Here is a 23228-nt window from a genome sequence, read left to right as displayed (position 1 = left end):
TTGAAGAGACGAACAGGGTCAACAGGTGGACGCCCATTATCTTTACAATAAAGATGAGCAACTTCATCACGAATGAATTCGAAGTCGATAGCATTATCGATTTTGCGCACTAAATGGTCTTTAGGAACTAACTGTTCCATCGTCACCATTTCCAGTTCGTATTGTTGCGGGGTGGGTTCTTGAAGCATATCGGAGTATCCATATTTCGATACCCCTATTAGATCAAAGGTCTAGCTCGAAAGCTAGACCTTTGTCAGCAGTCTGAAGCGGCTTCATGAAGCCGCTTTTTTTATCTCACTTTGATCGTATGACCACAATTTTGGCAAATATAAATCTCTTTGATGCCGATGATTTTTTGCCAGAAGGAGCGATGATGACGTTGTAAGTGAATACTGTGATTACACATGTAACTTCTCACTTTTGTTATGATTTTTGTGGCATAGATCATATATGCAATTCACTTATAATTCCATTAGTGGATGTGATTCTGATCTCATATTTATTGCTTAAAAGTGATGAGTTTATTTACCATTTACACAGTAAAAACAAGGTTTTATCTAAAAATTCACTAAGGTGTGCTCATTATTTTCCCTGTAAGTGAAATAAACGTTTGGCATTTTCTGTGGTTATTTTAGCCACTTCTTCATTGGAGAGTTGTCGTAGCTCGGCGATCCGCTCATTGACCAATCGGGTATAAGCAGGTTCATTCCGTTTGCCGCGATGTGGAACGGGGGCCAAATAAGGACAATCCGTCTCGAGAATGACATAGTTGAGATCTAGGCTTGGAATGACACTGTCCATGCCACCATTCTTAAATGTCGTCACCCCTCCCAGTCCTAGATGAAAACCAAGATCGTTGATGGCGTTGGCTTCTTCAATTGAACCACCAAAGCAGTGAAATACCCCACTCAATGTACCGTCTTGCTCGGCTTTTAGGAGTTTGAGAGTTTCTTGAATGGAATCTCGCGTATGAATGACAACGGGCAGTTTCAGCTCTTTTGCCCAATTAAGCTGAGTGACAAAGGCCCACTCTTGCTCCTTTTGATACGTTTTATCCCAATACAAGTCGATGCCAATCTCACCGACAGCGATGAACGAATGTTTCGCAAACCAAGCGTGGATCGTCTCGAGCGCCTGCTTCACATTATTATCCACATAGCATGGATGCAGGCCCATCATTGAATGGCAGATGTCTGGGTACGCAGCTTCGGTGCGCAGCATTGGTTCAATGGAGTCGAGGTCGATATTTGGCAACAAGATTTTTTCAATGCCCTGCTCAAGCGCGCGTTGCACAACCTGGTCGCGGTCTTGGTCAAATTCTTTGGCGTAAATATGGGCATGAGTGTCAATCATTAGGTTATCTCAGCGTTCAAAAGGTGTGCAGAGTATACGCCAGTGTGAGCATTTGGTCATTTTTGCGATTTTTCTTTATTGTTGCTGGCGCGCAGCCTTCGTAGTGATATGATTTTGCCAATTCTGTACACCAGACAAGGAGACGAGAGTGTCTGTATCTATTCAAGGCCCATTCCCTGCGCGCCGTATGCGCCGTATACGCAAGCATGAGTTCAGTCGTCGTTTGATGGCGGAGAATCAGCTATCGGTTAGTGACTTGATCTACCCGATGTTTATCTTAATGGGTAAAGATCGTCGTGAGAGTGTTGAATCTATGCCTGGCGTAGAACGCCTTTCCATTGACTTGATGCTTGAAGAAGCACAGTACCTTGCTCAGCTTGGTGTGCCAGCGATTGCTCTTTTTCCTGTGGTGAACCAAGACGCGAAAAGCCTTTGTGCCGCGGAAGCTTATAACCCCGAAGGCTTGGTTCAGCGAGCTGTGCGTGCATTAAAAGAGCACGTGCCAGCAATGGGCGTCATTACGGACGTCGCACTTGATCCTTTTACCACCCATGGCCAAGACGGCATCATCGATGATGAAGGCTATGTGATGAACGATGAGACAACGGAAGTTCTGATCAAACAAGCGTTGTCGCATGCGGAAGCGGGTGCGGATGTGGTGGCTCCCTCAGATATGATGGATGGTCGAATTGGTCGTATCCGTGAAGCACTAGAGGAAGCGGGTTACATTCACACTCAAATCATGGCTTACTCTGCCAAATATGCTTCCAACTACTACGGGCCATTTCGTGATGCAGTGGGCTCTGCATCCAACCTAAAAGGTGGAAACAAAAAGAACTACCAAATGGATCCAGCCAACAGTGATGAAGCCTTGCACGAAGTTGCATTAGACATCAATGAAGGTGCCGATATGGTGATGGTTAAGCCGGGCATGCCATATCTTGATGTTGTGCGTCGTGTTAAAACTGAGCTTCAAGTGCCGACATTTGCCTATCAAGTGTCGGGCGAATATGCGATGCACAAAGCCGCGATTCAAAATGGTTGGTTGAAAGAACGTGAAACGGTGCTTGAATCGTTGCTTTGCTTTAAACGAGCGGGTGCAGATGGTATTTTGACCTACTTTGCCAAAGATGTCGCACAATGGTTAGCGGAAGACAATGCGCAAGCGGCGCAATTCTTGAAAACTGAATAGAGGTAACCCTTCCTCCAAGGTTATGAGGCTGGCTTGTGCCAGCCTTTTATGTTTTGCCAGCAAGATAACGCTCAAACAAGCGTTTGGTTTGATGAGTACGCGCTCACTAAGAGGGAGTCTTTGCTTATATCTATTTGAAAATAAAGTTAAAATTTTATATTCCAAATTTAATGGCTCATAAAGTTTGAGTGCCAAGGTAAATAAATGAGATTTTTTCTCATTTGAATGTTGACATGCAAATGAGAATTGTTATTATTAAGGCGTCTTAGGGAATGAGGAAAAGTTCACAAGGATGTTGATTTACCCCATACAACGGTGTTGAAAAGGTGATGATACAAATTGCTCTGAACTTGCACGAATTCTTTTTGACACGACATTGCTCACATTGCTTCCAGTGTAATTTATAGCTTTATGGTTAAGCTGCCGTATTCAACGAATTAGCTTCACCGCAATTTTGCTAGGCGACATCAAACGATGTCGCTTTTTTTATTGGTTTTTTTCTGTACAGAAAGACTTATTTTTTCTCAGTGATTATCTTTGTCCACAATGGAAGATCGCTAAATGATCGTTTCGTCTTGCTTCGATCTTGATATTTTGTCTTGTTTTTCAATGGAATATTTGTATTTTTATGTTGATTTTAATGACTTGAATATCCGGTGGATAATTAATATAAACAGACTTATCCACAGCGGGAGAGGGAGATGTGAGCGAATTGAGACATCTTAGCTAACGGATTTTATGCGAGAGCGTGGATTCACTGGATTAGACGTGGCATCCTTAGCAGATCATTTTATTCTCTGCTGGATAACGACAACTATGGCCACTATTCCTGAAAATCCATTAATTCTTATTGATGGCTCTTCTTACCTCTATCGAGCGTTTCATGCCTATCCTGGCACCATGAGTAATGGTGATATCCCAACCAATGCGGTCTACGGTGTAGTGAACATGCTGCGCAGCATGATGCGTCAGTTTGCTTCTGATCGTATTGCGGTGGTATTCGACGCCAAAGGCAAAACCTTCCGTGACGATATGTATCCGGAATATAAGGCCAACCGACCACCGATGCCGGACGATCTGCGTTGCCAAATAGAACCTCTTCACCAAGTTATTAAAGCGATGGGCCTTCCTCTTATTGTGATTGAAGGGGTAGAAGCGGACGATGTGATTGGTACGCTGGCCTATCAAGCCTCCCAACAAGGGATGCCAGTGCTGATCAGTACCGGTGATAAAGATATGGCTCAGTTGGTGGACGACAACATTACCCTGATCAACACCATGACCAATGTCGTGATGGACAGAGAAGGGGTCATTGAGAAATTCGGTATTCCACCTGAATTGATCATCGATTATCTCGCGTTAATGGGTGACAAGGTCGATAACATTCCTGGTGTGCCTGGAGTGGGTGATAAAACTGCTACAGCATTGCTTCAAGGTATTGGTGGCTTGAGTAAATTGTATGACCACCTTGATGACATCGCCGCGCTCGGTTTCCGCGGCTCAAAAACCATGGCGCAGAAGCTGGTGGACAACAAAGACAATGCGTCGCTGTCTTATCAGTTAGCGACGATCAAGCTTGATGTTGCATTGCAAGAAACACCAGAATCCCTTTTAAAAACAGAGCCAAATAAAGATGAGCTGATCAAGCTCTATGGCCAACTGGCCTTTAAATCTTGGCTCAATGAGCTACTCGAAGGTGGCAGTGGTGTCGTTGAAGCGGATGAAAAAGCACAAACATCGGCACGCAGTGGCGCTTCTCCTGTTGAAAGTGAAATCAACAATGCGGCGGCGAATATTGACCGTAGCCAATATCAAACCATCTTCGATCAAGCGACATTCGACATTTGGTTGGACAAGCTGAAAGCGTCAGAGCTGTTTGCCTTCGATACCGAAACGGACAGCCTTGATTACATGGTCGCTAACTTAGTGGGCCTGTCATTTGCTGTGGCAGAAGGTGAAGCTGCTTATGTGCCTGTCGCACACGATTATCTGGATGCTCCGGAGCAACTCGATCGCGATTGGGTGCTGGCTCAGCTTAAGCCATTGCTGGAAGATGATACCAAGGCAAAAGTTGGCCAAAACTTGAAGTACGATGCCTCAGTGCTGGCTCGCTATGGTATTGAGATGAAGGGCATCAAGCACGACACCATGCTGGCTTCTTATGTGTACAACAGCGTGGGCGGCAAGCACGACATGGATAGCTTGGCTCTACGCTTCCTACAGCACAGCTGTATTTCGTTTGAGCAATTGGCTGGCAAAGGCAAGAATCAGCTGACTTTCAATCAAATTGATCTAAATGAGGCCGCGGTTTATGCCGCCGAAGACGCGGATGTCACCTTGCGCTTGCACAACCGCTTGTTTGCCAATATTGAGCAAGATGAGAAACTCAAAGCCATCTACCAAGAGATTGAAATGCCATTAGTGCCGGTGTTATCGCGTATGGAACGGACTGGCGTGTTGATTGATGACATGAAACTGTCTGCGCAATCTCAAGAGATCGCCGTGCGCTTGGGAGAGTTAGAGCAAAAAGCGTATGAAATTGCAGGCCAGCCATTCAATATGAATTCGCCAAAGCAGCTGCAAACCATCTTGTTTGAGCAAATGGGCTTACCTGTTATCAAAAAAACGCCTTCCGGTACCCCTTCCACAGCAGAAGAAGTGTTGCAAGAACTTGCGTTGGACTACCCACTACCGAGCGTCATTATGGAATACCGTGGCTTAGCGAAGTTGAAATCCACTTACACCGATAAGTTGCCGAAAATGATTAACCCACACACAGGGCGCGTGCATACGTCTTACCATCAAGCCGTGACGGCCACTGGTCGTTTATCGTCAACCGATCCAAACTTGCAAAATATTCCAATTCGTAATGAAGAAGGACGCCGTATTCGCCAAGCGTTTGTTGCGCCACATGGCTATAAAATTCTTGCGGTCGACTATTCACAGATTGAATTGCGTATTATGGCGCACTTGTCTGGTGACCAAGCACTGCTTGACGCCTTCCAACAAGGTAAAGATATCCACGCGGCAACCGCAGCAGAAATCATGGGCGTGTCGATTGAACAAGTCTCCAGTGAGCAGCGTCGTCGAGCCAAAGCCGTCAACTTTGGTCTTATCTATGGCATGAGTGCGTTTGGTTTAGCGAAACAGCTTGGAATTCCGCGTGGTGAAGCACAAGCTTATATGGATAAATATTTCGAGCGCTACCCTGGTGTCATGCAGTACATGGAAGACACACGTTCAAATGCCTCTCAACATGGTTATGTTGAAACCATTTTTGGTCGTCGTTTGCATCTACCGGAAATTACCTCTCGCAATGTGATGCGTCGTAAAGCAGCAGAACGTGCGGCGATCAACGCTCCAATGCAGGGAACAGCAGCAGACATCATCAAGAAAGCGATGTTGTTGGTGGATCAGTGGATTCAAGAGGAAGGCAATGGTCGAGTCAAATTGCTGATGCAAGTACACGATGAACTGGTGTTTGAAGTGGAAGAGTCCTGTTTGACCGAAATTGAAAGTAAAGTACAACAATTGATGGAATCTGCAGCACAGCTAAATGTTCCATTGGTGGCGGAAGCTGGCCATGGTGACAACTGGGATCAAGCACATTAAGCATTTTTTGTACAAAATGAATGAATATCATGAGCCAGAGCACAAACTCTGGCTTTTTTTTATCATCAAAAAAGTTTGCAGAAATATTGTTGAGTTGTAGTTAAATAAAAAATTCATGAAAAAAAACTACAGAAAAAGTTTGCAATTCTGACCAATTGTTGTACATTAGTACGCGTAGGGTACAGAGGTAAGATGTTCTATCTTTCAGACCTTTTGTTTCACGTTATTGGATTAGGCTGATTCAGCCGCCCCAGTCAGGTTATTTGACTGGGGCGTTTTTTATTGGGCTAAATAAAATTTCAATTAAATCATATCCATATCGCATCTCCATTCTTAACGCCTCTTGTTTGTTTCTTTTTATACGGTTTCAGATTGAAAAACGAACGCAATAGAGCGTTATATCAATATGTAAATTTACACCACTCACACTCTGATTATTTCTCTTGGAAAACTAAGTGCATATATAAATAGGGTGTTTTTGATATATTTTTTATTTTTATCAGTTGGTTAGATGTGTTTCTTAGGGTGAGAACTGAGAGAGTGTGCCATTTTGAACAATGACTGAGCTATTGAAATAGAAACAAACATCGGTAATGCTTCAAAGCATAACAATAACTACCGATTTTTCTCTCCCGTTTCCCTGCCAGGATGGCGGGGATTTTTGTATCTAAAAGAGAGAAATTTGCGCTGAGCAATGACTGAAAGGCGTATGCAGTGATGACCAATCAGCAAAGGAAGAAGAGACACAAAGAACTGCTTATAAAAAACCCTGCTTATAAACAGCAGGGCTTTGAGAGCGAAGCGATGGTTATCCGTTTTACTCGGCTGAGTTTGACCCTTCTTCGTCTTCCTGCAGGTGAGCAAGCGCAGGTGCAAACCAGGTATCCAGTTTGGCTCTAAGCTGATCCACCCCAAGCCCTTTGAGGGAAGAATAGACATCCACTTGTACGTCACCACCGAAGGTTTCCGCCAACTTGCGCACTTTGAGCAATTCCGCTTTACGCGCACCGCTCTTCAGTTTGTCTGCTTTTGTTAGCAGTACTTGAACAGGGATACGACTTTCAATTGCCCAAAAGATCATCTGTTGGTCGAGATCTTTCATTGGATGACGAATGTCCATCAGTACCACTAAGCCCTTCAAGCATTCGCGTTTTTGCAAATACTCACCAAGTGATTTTTGCCACTTATTTTTCATTTCAAGCGGCACTTGTGCAAAGCCGTACCCAGGTAGGTCGACAATGTGGCAACCTTCCGTGACTTTAAACAAGTTAATCAACTGAGTGCGACCTGGGGTTTTCGAGGTCTTAGCTAAGTTTTTCTGATTGGTTAAGCGATTCAGTGCACTGGACTTACCAGCATTTGAGCGTCCTGCAAACGCAATTTCGATCCCTTCATCAGCGGGTAAATGGCGAATATCGGGTGCACTAGTGATGAAATGCGTGTTTTGGTAATGAATTTTTACGCTCACTGTTAACTCCATCTCGACTTTGTGTAGTCGATTGATTACTTTTTTGTGAAATTGTGTAAAATAACCGTGCTCGGCATAAGGTCGCCTATTGTACCATGAGTGTACTCGGTATGTTCACATCCGTGGTACTGGAAGCTTGATAATTATAATGGAATGTCATGAAGAAATTAGCGCTAATTTTGAGTCTTATAGCCAGCTGCTCAGTATGGGCCCAAGGTAATATTGAAGCTGGTAAAGCAAAATCCCAAACGTGTGTTGCGTGTCACGGTGCTGACGGCAACAGTGCAATCACTACTTACCCAAAACTGGCAGGTCAACACGCCAAATACCTTGAGAAGCAGTTGAAAGATCTCAAATTAGGTATGGAAAGTGCTGGTAAGCAAGGTCGCTACGATCCGGTTATGAGTGGCATGGCGATGCCATTAAGTGAACAGGACATGGCGGATCTCGCGGCTTATTATGCCTCACTGCCAATTTCTCACAACACCACACCAGAAAATGTGGTGGAGCAAGGTAAAGTGCTTTATACCGCAGGCGACGCCAACCGTGGTATTGCAGCATGTATTGCTTGTCATGGCCCTCGTGGTAACGGTACTGAGCTTTCAGGTTTCCCTAAAATTTCAGGTCAGCATGCTGACTACATCAAAGCTCAACTTGTTAAATTCCGCGACGCGTCACGTGGCAATGATATGAATGCAATGATGCGTGACATCGCAAAGAAACTGACCGACGAAGACATTGAGATTCTGTCTAAATACGTTGGTGGTCTTCACTAATTAGCCTGAACCGCTCGAGCAAAGGTTGTATGAAAACGCCCTGGTACTGCTGTACTAGGGCGTTTTCTTTTTTGAGAACCAGGCACCCACATGGCTTAGCTAGAAAAGAAGAGAAAAGACAAATCGCCTTAGTCTTTGTAAGACATTTGCCATTTCTTTTCCCGCCTTTGTCTAAGCGCTTTGCTTAATGCATTGATAAATAGAAAAAAATAAAAATTGAGTCAAAAACGTCGACGAAATCGTTTTCACTCGCTTGTTTCATTTTGATGACAAGGTAAATTAGGCATCACCAGCAGGGAGTTGGTGAAGGATTCAGACCAAGATGGTCTCCAAGGATGCAAGCAACGGATCGCTTGGTAGTCGGAGAAAAGGACGTTAGACCTGTAGGATACTGGTCAGATAAGGATGGTCATCTCGTCTAAAGGTTAAGACAGGGTAAAGGATCAGGCTTAGGGAGTAAGCCGTGATACAGGAAGTCGATGGAAAGCCAAAAATCATCAGGAAGATGACGAACAACACCTTTTGGCATGGAAAGCACGAAAAACAAATGGATTATTGGTGCACTGAATGAGTGCAACACAGTTTTGGCCACTCAGTGGCCGTTCGGAAAGCGACAGCATGGCTGTCGCTTTTTTTATTTTGGCCGTTTTTTTACGAAATTGGTGATTATTTACCCGTTGGCTCTCCAATCTGGGTCGACTTTCTGGTATGTTTCGCATCCCTATTTGAGGAAGTCCGAATGCATACTTGTCCTTTATGTCAGCATGATCAGATTCTGCACTATTTTACTGACAAGCGTCGTGAGTATCTGCAATGTGCGCGGTGTGAGTTAGTGTTTGTTCATCCCGAGCAACGCTTGGATGCAAAAACTGAAAAATCTCACTATGATCTGCATGAGAACAATCCATTGGACCTCGGTTATCGCCGCTTTTTATCGCGTATTACCGATCCTCTTTTAGAACGAATCGCACCCCAATCAAATGGACTGGATTTTGGTTGTGGACCCGGGCCAACGCTCTCACTGATGCTAGAAGAGCATGGTCACGTTATGTCGTTGTACGATCTCTATTATCATCCAGACCGTTCAGTGCTGGGAAGAGAGTATGACTTCATGACGGCTACTGAGGTGATCGAGCACCTCTATGAACCCAATGTGGTGTGGCAACAATGGTTGAATTTAGTTAAACCCAGAGGCTGGATCGGTTTAATGACCAAAATGGTGATTGATCGAGAAGCGTTTGCGAACTGGCACTATAAAAATGACCCCACTCATGTGATCTTTTTTAGCCAAGCAACGTTTCAGTATCTGGCAGAGCGAGATAAGCTCGAACTTGAATTTATTGGCAAAGATGTAATTTTACTGAGGAAGACCCAGTAATGAGTCGTAAGAAAAAATCGAGAAAGCCGGGTGCCGCTGGCGCCCCGGAGTTTATGGTTACCCGTAATCGTTCAGAATCAGATGTTGCTGGTCGTTTACGCAAGAAAGATAAAAAACGTAAAGGCCTAAAAGCGGGCGGTCGCAATTCGGAAGAAGGTGCGCAGCAAAAACACGGTTCTTCGCAGGTTCGTGATCCGCGTCTAGGCAGCAAAAAGAAAATTCCATTGATTGTTGAGCCAGCGAAAAAGCTGACGAAACAAGAGCGTCGTTTGTCTGCAGAGCAAGAGCTTGAGATGCTCGAAAATGATGCGAAACTGAACGTGTTGCTTGACCGTATCGAATCAGGTGAAAACCTAGGTCGTGGTCTACAGCAATACGTGGATGAAAAACTGGATCGCATCGAACAGTTGATGAGCCAGCTTGGTCTGCTCGAACCAGAAGCGGAAGAAGAGTTTGAAGAAGAAGCGCCTGTGCGCAAATCACGCTCTGATGATGATCTGCTGGCGGATTTTGAAGACTTTGATATGGATGATTACAAAGGATAAGCGAACGGATGAGTGTAACCCTACTGGCCATTCTTGGTGGCGCAATCATTCTTGGTTTAGCGTCGTATGCTGGTTACCTTCTACTCCAGCTTAAAAAGCAAAAGGAGTTGCAGCTCCAGCATCAAAAATTGGCGATAGAGAAGCGCAACGCCAATATCTTTGATAGCGTAAATACCCTATGCCTTGCGGGCATTCAGGGTCAGTGTGACTTATCCGAAATTGCGATTCGGGTTTATTGCATCATGGACTACGTTCAAGGTGAGGAACGCGTCGACTTCGATGCCACTTATCCCGCCATTGCAGAGCTTTACCACATCGTAAAAGATATGGCGCGTGGTGAAGAGAGACAAAAGCTGGAGAAACAGCAACGCATGAAGCAAAACCTTGAGCGCCATAAAGCGGAAGGTCGCCTCAGCGAAGCGGTGATTGAAGAGTTAAAAACTCTGCAACAGAAAGTGAAGCCGCTGAATAATCAAATTCATATTCAGATGATCTAATCCATAGCCCTGCTTTTGAGTAGGGCTATCGTGATCAGGCTAGCACTTCTAAAAATTGGCGATAAAAAAGCCATATCACAGCGCCATGAGCGTCTCATTGATGTGGCAAAATAGCGCCCCACAGCATTTTATGGAAGTACCACCATGTCGAATCAGAACCTTGAATCGAACCAACAAATTGTTTGGGACCAAGCGGTATTAGACAAATATAACTATTCAGGTCCGCGTTATACGTCTTACCCAACGGCGCTTGAGTTTCATGAAGCATTTACCATTTCTGACTACGATATGGCTTGCACGCAATACCCAGAGCGACCGCTGTCCCTGTACATTCACATCCCGTTTTGCCATAAGCTGTGCTACTACTGTGGCTGTAATAAGGTGATAACACGTCATTCGCACAAAGCGGATGAGTATTTGGATGTGTTGGAGCATGAGATTCGCCAACGTGCGTCTTTACTGCAAGGTCGTCGCGTAACGCAATTGCATTTTGGTGGTGGTACACCAACATTTCTCAGTGCCAAGCAAATTACCCGCTTGATGACACTGCTGCGTGAAGAGTTCACCTTCACAGCGGAAGCCGAAATCAGTATTGAAGTTGACCCACGAGAAATTGCGTTGGAAATGCTGGACCATCTACGTGCAGAAGGCTTTAACCGCCTGAGTATCGGCGTGCAAGACTTCAACAAAGAAGTGCAAAAGCTGGTCAATCGCGAGCAAGATGAAGCGTTTATTTTCGCGATGGTTGAGCGCGCGAAGCAGCTCGGCTTCCGTTCGACCAACCTCGACTTGATTTACGGTTTGCCTAAGCAAGATCGAGATTCTTTTGCCAAAACGCTGGAACAAGTCCTCACCATGCAGCCTGGCCGATTGTCGGTGTTTAACTACGCTCACATGCCTCAGCTTTTTGCTGCGCAGCGCAAAATCAAAGATGAAGATTTGCCGAAAGCGGAAGAAAAAATGGCGATTCTGCAAAACACCATCGCGACGTTGACCGATGCGGGTTATCAATTCATCGGCATGGACCACTTTGCGTTGCCCGACGATGAACTGGCGGTGGCTCAGCGCAATGGCGTGCTGCATCGCAACTTCCAAGGCTACACAACGCAAGGGGAGTGTGACTTGGTTGGCTTTGGTGTATCGGCCATTTCCATGATTGGCGATGCCTATGCGCAAAACCAAAAAGAGCTGAAAAAGTACTATGCACAAGTGAATGATTTACGTCATGCGCTGTGGAAGGGTGTTGCGCTGGATGGTGACGATTTATTGCGTCGAGAAGTCATCAAACAGCTGATTTGTAACTTCAAACTCGACAAAGTGGCGATTGAGAAGCAGTTCGCTGTGACGTTTAATCAGTACTTTAAAGAAGACTTACAATTGCTACAGACCTTTATTGACGATGCGCTGGTGGACGTTGACGAACAAGCGATCCGCGTGACACTTCGTGGCCGTTTGCTTATTCGCAATATCTGTATGTGCTTTGATAAGTACTTGCGAGCCAAGGCGCGTCAGCAGCAGTTTTCTCGCGTGATCTAAACACAGCATCGATGCCTCTTTAAATAAAAATGCCAGCGAAAACGCTGGCATTTTTAATGTATCTCAACGGTTTGTGCTTATAGCGATGGCCACTCATCAAATGGCACTGGGCGGCTATAGAGATAACCTTGCGCTAGGGTGCATCCTAATTCCATCAGCAGTTCGGCTTGCAAGCTGGTTTCAACCCCTTCAGCCACAACATTAACATTGAACCCTTTTGTAATGTTCACCACCGCGGCGACCACGGAATTGTTCATTTCTTGGCGATTTAATTTTTCGACAAACGTTCGGTCTATCTTCAGGCAATCAAACGGCAGCGAATGCAGATAGGCGAGAGAGGAATAGCCGGTACCAAAATCGTCAATGGCAATGCCGATGCCCAAAGCACGGAGCTTGTGCATGTTGTCCAATGTGCCATGCGCGCTTTCAACCAAGCGCGATTCGGTGATTTCTAACGTAAGGTTAGTGGCGGCTAACCCCGTTTCCTGCAAAATTTGTGAAACCTCAGCGACAAAGTCATCGCGAAGCAGTTGATTGACGGAAATGTTCACATGCAGTTGAAAGCGAGCATCCCAGCGCTGAGCGGCGATCGCTTTGGCGCAATCATGGCAGGCTTGGCGTAAAATCTGACTGCCAATTTTTGAATCAGGCCACTGTCTTCAGCGATAGGGATAAAATCTAGGGGGGAGATAATCCCTTGTTTGCTAAGCCAGCGTGCCAGTGCTTCAGCACCGATCACTTTGCCGCTCTTAAGCTCAATAATGGGTTGGTAATAGGGGATAAATTCTTGGCTGTCGATACCATCTTGGATTTTTGCCAGCATTTGAGTGCGAAATTTCGAAGCGTCGGCCATTTCCGGACGATAGTAACTGACACCCGAGACATCTTGTTTGGCATTGCTCAGCGCGATGCTGCCATTCCGTAGCCAGCGTGTCATGTTGCTGTCACTGTCGGTGATCACGACACCAATCGACACCTTTATCACCACACTTTCATCATTCATATAAAACGGGGCGATGAAGAGTTGCTGAAGGCGATTCACCGTCAACGTTACTTCTTCGCTTTGATTGATATGGGGAGCGTATATCGCAAATTCGTCTCCTCCTGTGCGAGCGAGCAAAAACTGATCGTCAAACAAGGTTTGGATTCGTTCGGAGACTTTGATCAGCAGTTGGTCACCGTTGTGATGCCCCAAGCTGTCGTTGATATCACGAAAGCGATTGACCCCAAGCATAAATAAACTGCCAGACTCAGTAAGTTTGCGCTTACTTACATCAATCAATCCTTCTCGGCTGTACAGCTTGGTCAGAGAATCAAACACCAGTTGATTATGCAGGGCTTTAAAGGACGCTTTTAGGTTATTGGTCATTTCGTTAAAGGCGTTGACCAGTAAGCTGGTTTCACGAATGCGGCCAGGTTTTGGCATCGAGCTATCCCAATTGCCGTTGGCCAAATTTCTTGCTGCCGTGGCGGTGGCCGTAATAGGACGAGTGATACGGCTGAAAATGACTAAGCAGAAAGACATCCCAATCGCACTCACCAGTATGCCGATCAGCCAGCTTTGCTGTTGCGATTTCGGCAATACGCCAAGAAGCTCGGTTTCAGAGATGGAAATGCCAATAAACCACGTGAGGCCATATTGGTCGGTGTATGGCGACAAGAGGCTGAAATAACGTTCGTTTTTGGTTTCGAACTCAAATTGTTGTGCATCTTCGTGTTGCAACATGCGTTCTGCTTTCGCTCGTTCTGCGTGCTGCTTAATGATGGGGTCGGCACTTTCGGTGGCTAACAGTCGGTCGCCTTTTTTCGACCACTCAGTACCCCATGACACCACGCTGCCTTGAGCGGAGTGTGCGACGAGGCGCTGGTCGTTATCCATGATGTAGACAGTCGCCTTGGTTTTCTCTTGCAAGCGATTTAAAAACGCGTTGAAGGTATTGATGCGAATGTCGGTGACCATCACGCCGACAAACTGTTGCTTGTCGTAAACCGGCGAGAGGGCGGAAAGGGTGATTTCTTGGCGCTCGTCAGCATTGGCATAGATGGATGACCACATCACCTGGCGCTTTTCAGCAACGGGGGCGTACCAAGGTCGCACGCGCGGATCGTAGTTGGGGATCACCGAGACAATCTCTTTGCTGATTTTATCGCCGCGATAAATGACCAATTTGCTGTCGGTGCGGTCATCTTGAATCATTAATGTGTGCGTGCCATTGCTCTCTTTGCGAAAGCCGATGTAATCCGCCGCTTCCGAGCCAAAACCGATCACATCCAGTTGTGGGATATCGGCGTACAGGGTTTGAAAAGCATTCAAGAAATAGTCTTGCAACTGTGAGGTATCATCAGCTTTGTAGAGGTGATTGAAGCTGATGGTGTGTGCCATCGCCAAACCGGCATCAAACGGTGCGCCTAAATACTCAGTGAGATGAGTTTGTACATTCTCCGTTAACGCAGAGAGTTGCTTGTTACTGAGATCAACCACGGCACGTTCATAGCTGTGTCGTTGAACGAGGATGACTAAAGTGATCGATAAGAGAAAAATCACCACAAAAGGGGTGATGACGGCTGCTTTGAGAGAAATTTTGCTGCTGTCGTTGAGTTCGTACATAGAAAAAGCGTCTCTCCTTGAGTGCTTGGGTTTTGCACCGGTGTTCGAACGTGTCGAAACAAAGGCGCAAAACCGAATAAGCCAAATGGGCAGACGCGACGGTACGGTATCGGGCGAGTGTGGTTAGTACAGCTCTTTTAGTTTTCTCGTCAACGTGTTGCGTCCCCAGCCTAAAACTTTGGCGGCATCCTGCTTGTGTCCATTGGTGTGCTTTAGTGCTGCTTCTAATAGTATACGTTCGAATTGAGGAAGTGCATAAGCCAGCAGTTCTTTTTCTCCAGATTCCAAAGCGTGCTCAGCCCAGTTCGACAACGTTTCTTGCCAAGTACCAGAAGCGTTGTTGTCATCCACCACGCGTTTTTCATTGACCAACTCGCTCGGCAAATCACTTGGCAACACTTCGCTGCCACTGGCCATGACGGTAAGCCAGCGACAAATGTTTTCCAACTGACGTACGTTGCCTGGCCAGTTCAAACGGTTAAGTATTTCTACCGTGCTACCATGCAGCGTTTTGGCTTCTACACCGAGCTCTTCTGCGGCTCGCAGCAAGAAGTGTTGGGTCAGTTTTTCGATGTCTTGCTTGCGCTCGCGAAGGGCTGGGATCTGCACGCGAATGACGTTGAGGCGGTGAAAAAGGTCTTCACGAAATTTGCCTTGTTGCACCAAACGTTCGAGATTTTGGTGGGTCGCCGCGACAATACGTACATCCACTTTAATTGGTGAGTGGCCACCGACACGATAGAACTGACCGTCTGCGAGCACGCGCAGGAGGCGGGTTTGAATATCAAGCGGCATGTCGCCGATCTCATCGAGAAACAGCGTGCCCCCGTTGGCCTGTTCAAATCGACCTTGGCGCACCGAGTTGGCACCCGTAAACGCGCCTTTTTCGTGGCCAAACAGTTCGGACTCAATCAAATCCTTTGGGATGGCTGCCATGTTCAACGCAATAAAGGGTTTGCTTGAGCGAGGGCTGTGGCGGTGCAAAGCATGGGCGACGAGCTCTTTACCAGTGCCTGACTCACCATTAATCAGCACTGAAATGGAAGAGCGAGACAGGCGACCAATGGCGCGGAAAACCTCTTGCATCGCCGGTGCTTCACCGATGATTTCTGGGGTATGCGCGGTGTGGGTCTGCGCTGAAGCCATTTGTTCACGTTTTTGCTCTTGGCCATGCGCGATGGCGCGCTCAACCAGCGTCAGCGTCTCATCGATATCAAAGGGTTTGGGCAGGTACTCAAACGCCCCTTTTTGGTAAGCGTTAACCGCTGCATCCAGATCCGAATGTGCGGTCATGATGATGACGGGCAAATTCGGGCACTTCTCATGCACTTGACGCAGCAGTTCAATACCATCGATACCTGGCATGCGAATATCGGAGACTAAAACATCCGGGACTTCACGTTCTAGCGCCATCAACACACTTTCGCCGTTGGCGTAGGTTTCGCATTTGATGTTGGCAGAGGATAAGGTTTTTTCCATTACCCAGCGAATCGAACTGTCGTCGTCGACAACCCAAACATAGCCTTTACTCATGACGTATTCCTTGCAGCGTTAAATTGGCAGATAAATCGTAAAATTGGTGTGTCCTGGCCAGCTTTCGACATCAATTTTGCCGTTATGCTGATCAATCAGGTTTTGTGAGATAGAGAGACCTAATCCTGTGCCGCCTTCTCGACCACTGACCATGGGGTAAAACAAAGTATCTTGAAGCTCAACGGGGATACCTGGCCCGTTATCCATAATTTCAATCCGGGCCGCCACTTTGCAGCGTTGGCCATGGATATTGGCCTGATGCACCGTTCTGGTGCGAATGGAGATTTTTCCATCCTCTTGGTGAGCCAAAATTTGCGAAGCATTGCTAACGATATTGAGCATCGCCTGCTCTATTTGGTCAGCATCAATGTAAATATCGGGCAAGCTTGGATCATAGTCTCGCTCGATGACCAGCGTTTGTTCGGACTCCAGCTCCACAAGTTGCCGAACTTTTTCGAGAACTTGGTGAAGATTGGTTTGTTGTTTTTTGCCCGGTTTTTGTGGGCCGAGCAGTCGGTCGACTAACGCGCGCAATCGGTCTGCTTGCTCAATAATGATCTGGGTGTATTCCGTTAATGAAGGATCGGGCAGCATTTTTTCCAGCAGTTGTGCTGCGCCACGTAGACCTCCTAGCGGGTTTTTGATTTCATGAGCTAGGCCTCGCACCAAGAGCTTTGCGGCTTGTTGTTGGGCGTGCTGGTTCATCTCCTGAGTGATTCGGCGCTGTTGGTCGACTTTACGCATCTCCATCAAGAGCATCAGCTCTCTTTCGATTGAAATCGGGCTGACCGTCACCTCCAGCAACAAAGGTTTGCCATCCACCACGAAAGTGACGTCACTGTCGGTAATGCTTTGTCCGCTTTGTAATGGCTGTGAAAGCAGGGCGAGATCGAGCGACGCATGCTGAATCAACTGCGAGAGTGGGTGGTGCACAATGCGCTTGGCACTTTGAGCAAACAGTTGCTCTGCCGCAGGATTGGCGTGGTGTATTTGCAGCTCATCATCCAAGATGAGCGTCGCAGTCACCATGTTGCTGAGTATGGTATTTGAGAGAGCGGAATTCACCTTCACATCCTTGTCTTTGTTATCTTCTGGTGCATTGCACTAAGTTGGTGCAAATGAATTCAGTATGGCGGATTACAAAGACAAGAGAAAGGAGAATTTCCGTCTATCAGCTACTTATTATTGCCTGTAAGCCGCTATTTTATCTTGGTGCGATGAAGATGCACTGATATAGGGCTAGTTGATGCAATAAGCTTGCCGCTTCGTAGGGCCTGAATGGCAATAATGTGCGTGCCGCGGTCGATGTTTTTGAGCTGCCACAAGGTTGAGGTTTGTGGAGCACCGTAGCGATTGCCATCAAACACCAGTTGCAGTTGCTCGCCAATGTCCAGCTTACGGTTGGTTTGAACCTGAATGGTGATGATCCCTTGATTACTGCGAATGGTGGCATCGTGGCTGGGAGACGCCAGTGTCAATGCAAGAGGTACCGTCTCTTGCTGTTGGCTTTTCGGTTTCTCTTTGGCCAGCTCTGCCGGTTTATCGAGTGATTGGGTTGATTCCACTTGAGGAGGGGGGGCGCTGGCTTCGAGATCAGGAAGTTTGATGGTTTTCGCGCCATTGTTGGGGGTGTCGCTCATGTGGAGCACGCCGTTGTCATCGACCCAAGTGTAGACAGTTTGGGCGCACACCAACGGGGCGCTCAAAGAGAGAACCAGAGCAAAAAGCAATTTCATTGTTCACCTCCAAAGAGATGCGAGTTCACGTTAATAAAACGAAGCCTCTGCGGAGCGCAGGGTTCCGATATCGTTTTTGTTATAGCAAGGTTATGTTATTACTCGGTTTACATTTGGAAAATAAAAGAAAGGCTCGCCTGCGAGGCGAGCCTTAAAATTGATGTAACTAAGGTTACAAAGTTTACATAGTGAGCAAATTATACTGAGTAGTATAGTTCGAACTCTAGTGGGTGAACCGCAACGTTTACGCGCTCAACTTCTTTTGTTTTCAGCTCGATGTAAGAATCGATGAAATCATCAGAGAATACGCCACCTGCAGTTAGGAACTCGCGGTCATTGTCTAGGTACTCTAGCGCTTGTTTTAGCGATTCCGCTACTTTTGGAATCTCTGCCGCTTCTTCCGCTGGTAGATCGTACAGATCTTTGTCCATTGCTTCGCCTGGGTGGATCTTGTTCTTGATACCGTCAAGACCAGCCATCAGCATGGCTGCAAACGCTAGGTATGGGTTTGCTGCTGGATCTGGGAAGCGAACTTCGATACGACGTGCTTTCGGGCTTGGTACCACTGGGATACGGATAGACGCAGAACGGTTACGCGCAGAGTAAGCCAGCATTACTGGTGCTTCGTAGTGAGGAACCAGACGCTTGTACGAGTTGGTCGCTGGGTTAGTGATCGCGTTCAGTGCACGTGCGTGCTTGATGATGCCGCCGATGTAGTAAAGCGCCATTTCAGATAGACCGCCGTACTTGTCACCCGCAAATAGGTTCACGCCATCTTTGGCTAGTGATTGGTGAACGTGCATACCAGAACCGTTGTCGCCGACGAGTGGCTTAGGCATAAAGGTTGCTGTTTTGCCAAATGCGTGTGCAACGTTGTGTACCACGTACTTGTAGATTTGGATCTCGTCCGCTTTAGTCGTTAGTGTGTTAAAGCGAGTTGCGATCTCGTTTTGACCCGCTGTTGCTACTTCGTGGTGGTGCGCTTCAACAACAAGGCCCATCTCTTCCATCACTAGACACATTGCAGAACGTAGGTCTTGTGAAGAATCCACTGGAGCTACAGGGAAGTAACCACCCTTCACGCCTGGACGGTGACCTTTGTTACCGTTTTCGTAGTCAGAACCTGTGTTCCATGCTGCTTCTACGTCATCGATCTTGAAGAAAGAACCCGACATGTCAGTTGCGAATTTTACATCGTCAAACAGGAAGAACTCTGGCTCTGGACCAACTAGAACGGTGTCTGCAAGGCCTGTAGAGCGCATGTACTCTTCAGCGCGTTTCGCGATAGAGCGTGGGTCACGGTCGTAACCTTGCATCGTTGCAGGTTCTAGGATGTCACAACGGATGTTTAGCGTTGCTTCTTCAGTAAATGGGTCTAGAACCGCTGAAGATGCGTCAGGCATCATCACCATGTCTGATTCGTTAATACCTTTCCAGCCAGCAACAGACGAACCATCGAACATTTTACCGTCTTCGAAGAAGTCAGCATCGATTTGGTGAGAAGGAATAGAGATGTGCTGCTCTTTACCTTTAGTATCGGTAAAACGCAGGTCAACAAACTTAACTTCGTTTTCTTGGATCAGCGATAAAACGTTTTCTACTGACATCTTGGATAACCTCCAGTGTTATTAAAGCGGTAATAGTCAGATTCGGTTTGGAATCCAGCATTGATTAATTTCATTTCATTCTTATTAATCGATGCTGATTCTTACAAAGCTAAAAGCGTGCCAATTTTTTAAGTTCATATTAATCATGTACTTGCTTTGTTTTGTGTGCGTTTGTTCTTCCTTTATGCACCAAAATGATCCTCGAGTGCACCTTAATGGTGCGAAACAATGTTCGTTGCACCATTGTGAATCATAAGCGCGATCCATTTCGCCCCTGTTTGTTGCTTTTGTCAACGATCGTGTGCTCATCTTTGCATAAAAGCTTGATAGAGTGAGGCAGCTCGAGAAATGGTTGGGGTTGAAGAGGGGCGATTAGCGTCAATAAAAGAAAAATACTCACGAATAGATCACATATTTCTGGGTTTTTTATCAAAATCTGGTACATTATGGCCGTTTTTTTAATCAAACCGGGCTTTGTTTAAAAAGTGAACGGTTTGAGTAATATTGTCTAAACAAGTGAATCAGAATCCATGACGACTCCACAGATTGATAAATTAAGAAATATCGCGATCATCGCGCACGTTGACCACGGTAAAACAACACTGGTTGATAAATTGCTGCAGCAATCGGGCACTTTACAATCTCGCGGCGATGTAGAAGAGCGAGTCATGGACTCGAACGACATCGAAAAAGAGCGTGGCATTACCATTTTGGCGAAAAACACCGCTATCCGTTGGAATGACTACCGCATCAATATCGTAGATACCCCGGGACACGCGGACTTCGGTGGCGAAGTTGAGCGTATTATGTCGATGGTAGACTGCGTGCTGCTTATCGTTGACGCAGTAGATGGTCCAATGCCACAAACGCGTTTTGTAACGCAAAAAGCATTCGCACACGGCCTTAAGCCAATCGTTGTAATCAACAAGATCGACCGTCCAGGTGCGCGTCCTGATTGGGTTATGGACCAAGTGTTCGACCTATTCGACAACCTAGGTGCAACTGACGAACAGCTTGATTTCAAAGTGGTTTATGCTTCAGCACTTAACGGTTGGGCTTCTCTAGAAGAAGGCGAAACTGGCGAAGATATGGAACCACTATTCCAAACGATCGTTGATGTGGTTGATGCGCCAAATGTTGACCTTGACGGCCCACTACAGATGCAAATCTCTCAGCTCGATTACAGCTCATACGTGGGTGTTATCGGTGTTGGTCGTGTGACTCGCGGTAAAGTGAAAGCAAACCAACAAGTGACCATCGTTGGTGCTGATGGCAAAACACGTAACGGTAAAGTGGGCACGGTACTGGGTTACATGGGCCTTGAGCGTCACGAAGTTGAACAAGCAACCGCGGGCGACATCATCGCAATCACTGGCCTTGGCGAGCTAAAAATCTCAGACACCATCTGTGATGTAAATAAGCCAGAAGCGTTGCCAGCATTGTCTGTTGATGAACCAACCGTCACCATGACGTTCCAAGTAAACACCTCTCCGTTTGCGGGTCTTGAAGGTAAATACGTGACTTCACGTAACATCCTTGAGCGTCTTGAGAAGGAACTGGTTCACAACGTAGCACTGCGCGTTGAGCAAACAGAAGATCCAGACAAATTCCGCGTTTCAGGCCGTGGTGAGCTTCACCTATCTATCCTGATCGAGAACATGCGTCGTGAAGGCTTTGAGCTTGCAGTATCGCGTCCAGAAGTAATCCTGAAAGAAGAAAACGGCCAGCTAATGGAACCGTTCGAAACCGTAACCATCGACGTTCAAGAAGAACACCAAGGTGGCATTATGGAGAAGATCGGTATGCGTAAAGGCGAACTGAAAGACATGTCTCCAGATGGTAAAGGTCGTGTTCGTTTGGACTTTATGATGCCATCTCGTGGTCTGATCGGTTTCCAAACTGAGTTCATGACACTGACTTCAGGTTCAGGTCTTCTTTACCATACGTTTGATCACTACGGCCCACACAAAGGCGGTAACATCGGTCAACGTATCAACGGTGTATTGATTGCGAACGCAGCGGGTAAAGCGCTAACCAACGCGCTATTTAACCTGCAAGAGCGTGGTCGTCTCTTCATCGGTCACGGTGTGGAAGTGTACGAAGGTATGGTTATCGGTATTCACAGCCGTGATAACGACCTAACCGTAAACGCACTGAAAGGTAAGCAGCTAACCAACGTTCGTGCTTCTGGTACGGATGACGCACAGGTGCTAACGCCACCAATCACGATGACCCTAGAACAAGCACTAGAGTTCATCGATGACGACGAGCTAGTAGAAGTAACGCCGGAAAACATCCGTATCCGTAAGAAGTTCTTAACGGAAAGCGATCGTAAACGTGCTTCTCGCGAAGCGAAGTAATTACGCTTTCGGTTAATTAAATGAAAAACCCTGAGTTGGCAACGACTCAGGGTTTTTGTTTATTTAGGAGCAAAACATGGATTTGGTGATCATCAGTGGTGGCCCCGGTGCAGGCAAAACCACATTAATTAATGCGCTGTCGGCGCAGGGTTACATGACTTTTGCGGAAGGCTCTCGCACATTGATCGAGGAGCAAAGTGTACGCGCTGATGGCATTCTGCCCTGGACCAATCTTCCCGCGTTCGCTGAGTTGTGTTTGGCGTTGATGAGTAAGCAAAAACGCCAAGCCAGTGGTGCCACCGTCGCGTTTTTCGACCGCGCCATTCCCGATATTATTGGCTACCTCAAAATGGGGCGCTGTGAGGTACCCACCGCGTTGCATCACGCCAGCCAGGGTTATTACGCCAAAGTGTTCGTCTGCAAACCAGAGTCGTCCATTTATGTCCAAGACGAAGTGCGGCCACACACGTTTGCCGAAGCGCTGCAGATTCATCAAATGTTGGTGGAGTGCTACCGTGAGCTAGGCTATCAAGTGGTGGAAGTGCCGTGGGGAAGTGTGGCTGAGCGGGTGGCGTTTATTCTGCAGCATGTAAGGTGAACACGGTTAACCGACCCTAGCGAGGCACAACAAAAAAACCTCCCGAAAGTGGGCAATGTAGTTCACTTAAGAGGAGCTGCCTTGCGATTAACAGGATATCGGGTCTTTGATATTTTTACCGCCCTAGGCCGATTTGGCTTAGGGCGTTTGTCTATAAAAAGGATGGATAAGTCTCCGCGCAGACTTTTTAGACGCTTCGGTGTATTACCTGGAGATACCGCTTTGCTCATTACTTTCAGTTGACTAGCGATGAACTGACAAGCGTATTTAAAACTGATTTCATTGGCCATTCGACCATGTGCTACGGCCGCTTGACTGGCTTCTCGTCTTACCAAGTTATAACCAAGCAACAGCCCCCATAACTCTTGATAGACAAGCTCGACCGTCTTACTCCTCAGCACTAACGCGTTGTGCTGCATCGAACTTTTA

At 46.7% G+C, this 23228-nt stretch carries 15 protein-coding genes and 3 pseudogenes; 9 read left to right on the top strand and 9 right to left on the bottom strand.

Translation table 11 applies throughout. The features are described from left to right. Positions 1–188, bottom strand: a pseudogene (locus CIK04_RS11525) (IS5/IS1182 family transposase); the annotation flags it as partial. A gap of 394 nt (positions 189–582) precedes the next feature. Beyond that, a complete protein-coding gene (locus CIK04_RS11520) occupies positions 583–1353 on the bottom strand; it encodes a TatD family hydrolase (protein ID WP_097353571.1) in 771 nt (256 codons plus the stop codon). A 148-nt stretch (positions 1354–1501) separates the two neighbouring features. Between CIK04_RS11520 and hemB the strand changes: the two genes are divergently transcribed. Together hemB and polA are read left to right on the top strand one after the other, a co-directional pair. Next, positions 1502–2545 carry a porphobilinogen synthase gene (gene hemB, locus CIK04_RS11515; protein WP_097353570.1) on the top strand — a complete coding sequence of 348 codons (1044 nt, stop codon included), beginning with the start codon at positions 1502–1504 and terminating at the stop codon, positions 2543–2545. Between the two features lie 816 nt (positions 2546–3361). After that, positions 3362–6157 (top strand): DNA polymerase I, encoded by a 2796-nt coding sequence (gene polA / locus CIK04_RS11510; protein WP_097353569.1) that lies wholly within the window; start codon positions 3362–3364, stop codon positions 6155–6157. A gap of 817 nt (positions 6158–6974) precedes the next feature. Here the strand turns inward: polA and yihA are convergent. Then, complete coding sequence (yihA, locus tag CIK04_RS11505; RefSeq protein WP_017789566.1) at positions 6975–7625, bottom strand: ribosome biogenesis GTP-binding protein YihA/YsxC; 651 nt, start codon at positions 7623–7625, stop codon at positions 6975–6977. A 158-nt stretch (positions 7626–7783) separates the two neighbouring features. Here yihA and CIK04_RS11500 point away from each other — a divergent pair, with 158 nt between their 5' ends. From CIK04_RS11500 to hemN, 5 genes are all read left to right on the top strand, one after another. Then, on the top strand, positions 7784–8401 hold the full coding sequence (locus CIK04_RS11500) for a cytochrome c (RefSeq protein ID WP_011078965.1): 618 nt from the start codon (positions 7784–7786) through the stop codon (positions 8399–8401). Positions 8402–9140: 739 nt separating this feature from the next. Continuing rightward, complete coding sequence (locus tag CIK04_RS11495) at positions 9141–9779, top strand: class I SAM-dependent methyltransferase (RefSeq protein WP_026130549.1); 639 nt, start codon at positions 9141–9143, stop codon at positions 9777–9779. Further along, the gene (gene yihI / locus CIK04_RS11490; protein WP_011078963.1) at positions 9779–10324 is read left to right on the top strand and encodes a Der GTPase-activating protein YihI; all 546 of its coding nucleotides are present in this window, start codon (positions 9779–9781) and stop codon (positions 10322–10324) included. The genes CIK04_RS11495 and yihI overlap by 1 nt, the downstream gene beginning before the upstream one ends. 8 nt (positions 10325–10332) lie before the next feature. Next, positions 10333–10821, top strand: a complete 489-nt coding sequence (locus CIK04_RS11485) for a DUF2489 domain-containing protein (protein ID WP_011078962.1) — start codon at positions 10333–10335, stop codon at positions 10819–10821. 144 nt (positions 10822–10965) lie between these two features. Then, entirely contained in the window at positions 10966–12357 is a 1392-nt protein-coding gene (gene hemN / locus CIK04_RS11480) for an oxygen-independent coproporphyrinogen III oxidase (RefSeq protein WP_017420516.1), read from the top strand. A gap of 77 nt (positions 12358–12434) precedes the next feature. Here hemN and CIK04_RS11475 read toward each other — a convergent pair. From CIK04_RS11475 to glnA, 5 genes and pseudogenes are all read right to left on the bottom strand, one after another. After that, positions 12435–14965 (bottom strand): annotated as a pseudogene (locus tag CIK04_RS11475) (EAL domain-containing protein). A gap of 123 nt (positions 14966–15088) precedes the next feature. Beyond that, a complete protein-coding gene (gene glnG, locus CIK04_RS11470) occupies positions 15089–16498 on the bottom strand; it encodes a nitrogen regulation protein NR(I) (protein WP_011078959.1) in 1410 nt (469 codons plus the stop codon). Between the two features lie 18 nt (positions 16499–16516). Then, complete coding sequence (gene glnL, locus CIK04_RS11465; RefSeq protein WP_026050266.1) at positions 16517–17563, bottom strand: nitrogen regulation protein NR(II); 1047 nt, start codon at positions 17561–17563, stop codon at positions 16517–16519. Positions 17564–17697: 134 nt separating this feature from the next. Continuing rightward, complete coding sequence (locus tag CIK04_RS11460) at positions 17698–18234, bottom strand: DUF4124 domain-containing protein (protein WP_097353567.1); 537 nt, start codon at positions 18232–18234, stop codon at positions 17698–17700. A 197-nt stretch (positions 18235–18431) separates the two neighbouring features. Beyond that, a complete protein-coding gene (gene glnA / locus CIK04_RS11455; RefSeq protein ID WP_017420511.1) occupies positions 18432–19841 on the bottom strand; it encodes a glutamate--ammonia ligase in 1410 nt (469 codons plus the stop codon). Between the two features lie 530 nt (positions 19842–20371). Between glnA and typA the strand changes: the two genes are divergently transcribed. Next, positions 20372–22201, top strand: a complete 1830-nt coding sequence (gene typA / locus CIK04_RS11445) for a translational GTPase TypA (protein ID WP_011078955.1) — start codon at positions 20372–20374, stop codon at positions 22199–22201. 76 nt (positions 22202–22277) lie between these two features. Further along, complete coding sequence (locus tag CIK04_RS11440) at positions 22278–22799, top strand: AAA family ATPase (RefSeq protein WP_097353566.1); 522 nt, start codon at positions 22278–22280, stop codon at positions 22797–22799. 62 nt (positions 22800–22861) lie between these two features. Here the strand turns inward: CIK04_RS11440 and CIK04_RS11435 are convergent. Beyond that, positions 22862–23228 (bottom strand): annotated as a pseudogene (locus CIK04_RS11435) (IS4 family transposase); the annotation flags it as partial.

It is taken from the genome of Vibrio sp. 03_296, assembly GCF_002265885.1.
This window is presented reverse-complemented; position numbering and strand designations above follow the sequence as displayed.

Excerpts from the sequence above, each read along its gene's own strand:
- CIK04_RS11520 (WP_097353571.1), bottom strand. The coding sequence starts at position 1,353 with ATGATTGACACTCATGCCCATATTTACGCCAAAGAATTTGACCAAGAC.
- polA (WP_097353569.1), top strand. The coding sequence starts at position 3,362 with ATGGCCACTATTCCTGAAAATCCATTAATTCTTATTGATGGCTCTTCT.
- CIK04_RS11500 (WP_011078965.1), top strand. The coding sequence starts at position 7,784 with ATGAAGAAATTAGCGCTAATTTTGAGTCTTATAGCCAGCTGCTCAGTA.
- CIK04_RS11495 (WP_026130549.1), top strand. The coding sequence starts at position 9,141 with ATGCATACTTGTCCTTTATGTCAGCATGATCAGATTCTGCACTATTTT.
- yihI (WP_011078963.1), top strand. The coding sequence starts at position 9,779 with ATGAGTCGTAAGAAAAAATCGAGAAAGCCGGGTGCCGCTGGCGCCCCG.
- CIK04_RS11485 (WP_011078962.1), top strand. The coding sequence starts at position 10,333 with ATGAGTGTAACCCTACTGGCCATTCTTGGTGGCGCAATCATTCTTGGT.
- hemN (WP_017420516.1), top strand. The coding sequence starts at position 10,966 with ATGTCGAATCAGAACCTTGAATCGAACCAACAAATTGTTTGGGACCAA.
- glnG (WP_011078959.1), bottom strand. The coding sequence starts at position 16,498 with ATGAGTAAAGGCTATGTTTGGGTTGTCGACGACGACAGTTCGATTCGC.
- CIK04_RS11460 (WP_097353567.1), bottom strand. The coding sequence starts at position 18,234 with ATGAAATTGCTTTTTGCTCTGGTTCTCTCTTTGAGCGCCCCGTTGGTG.
- glnA (WP_017420511.1), bottom strand. The coding sequence starts at position 19,841 with ATGTCAGTAGAAAACGTTTTATCGCTGATCCAAGAAAACGAAGTTAAG.
- typA (WP_011078955.1), top strand. The coding sequence starts at position 20,372 with ATGACGACTCCACAGATTGATAAATTAAGAAATATCGCGATCATCGCG.
- CIK04_RS11440 (WP_097353566.1), top strand. The coding sequence starts at position 22,278 with ATGGATTTGGTGATCATCAGTGGTGGCCCCGGTGCAGGCAAAACCACA.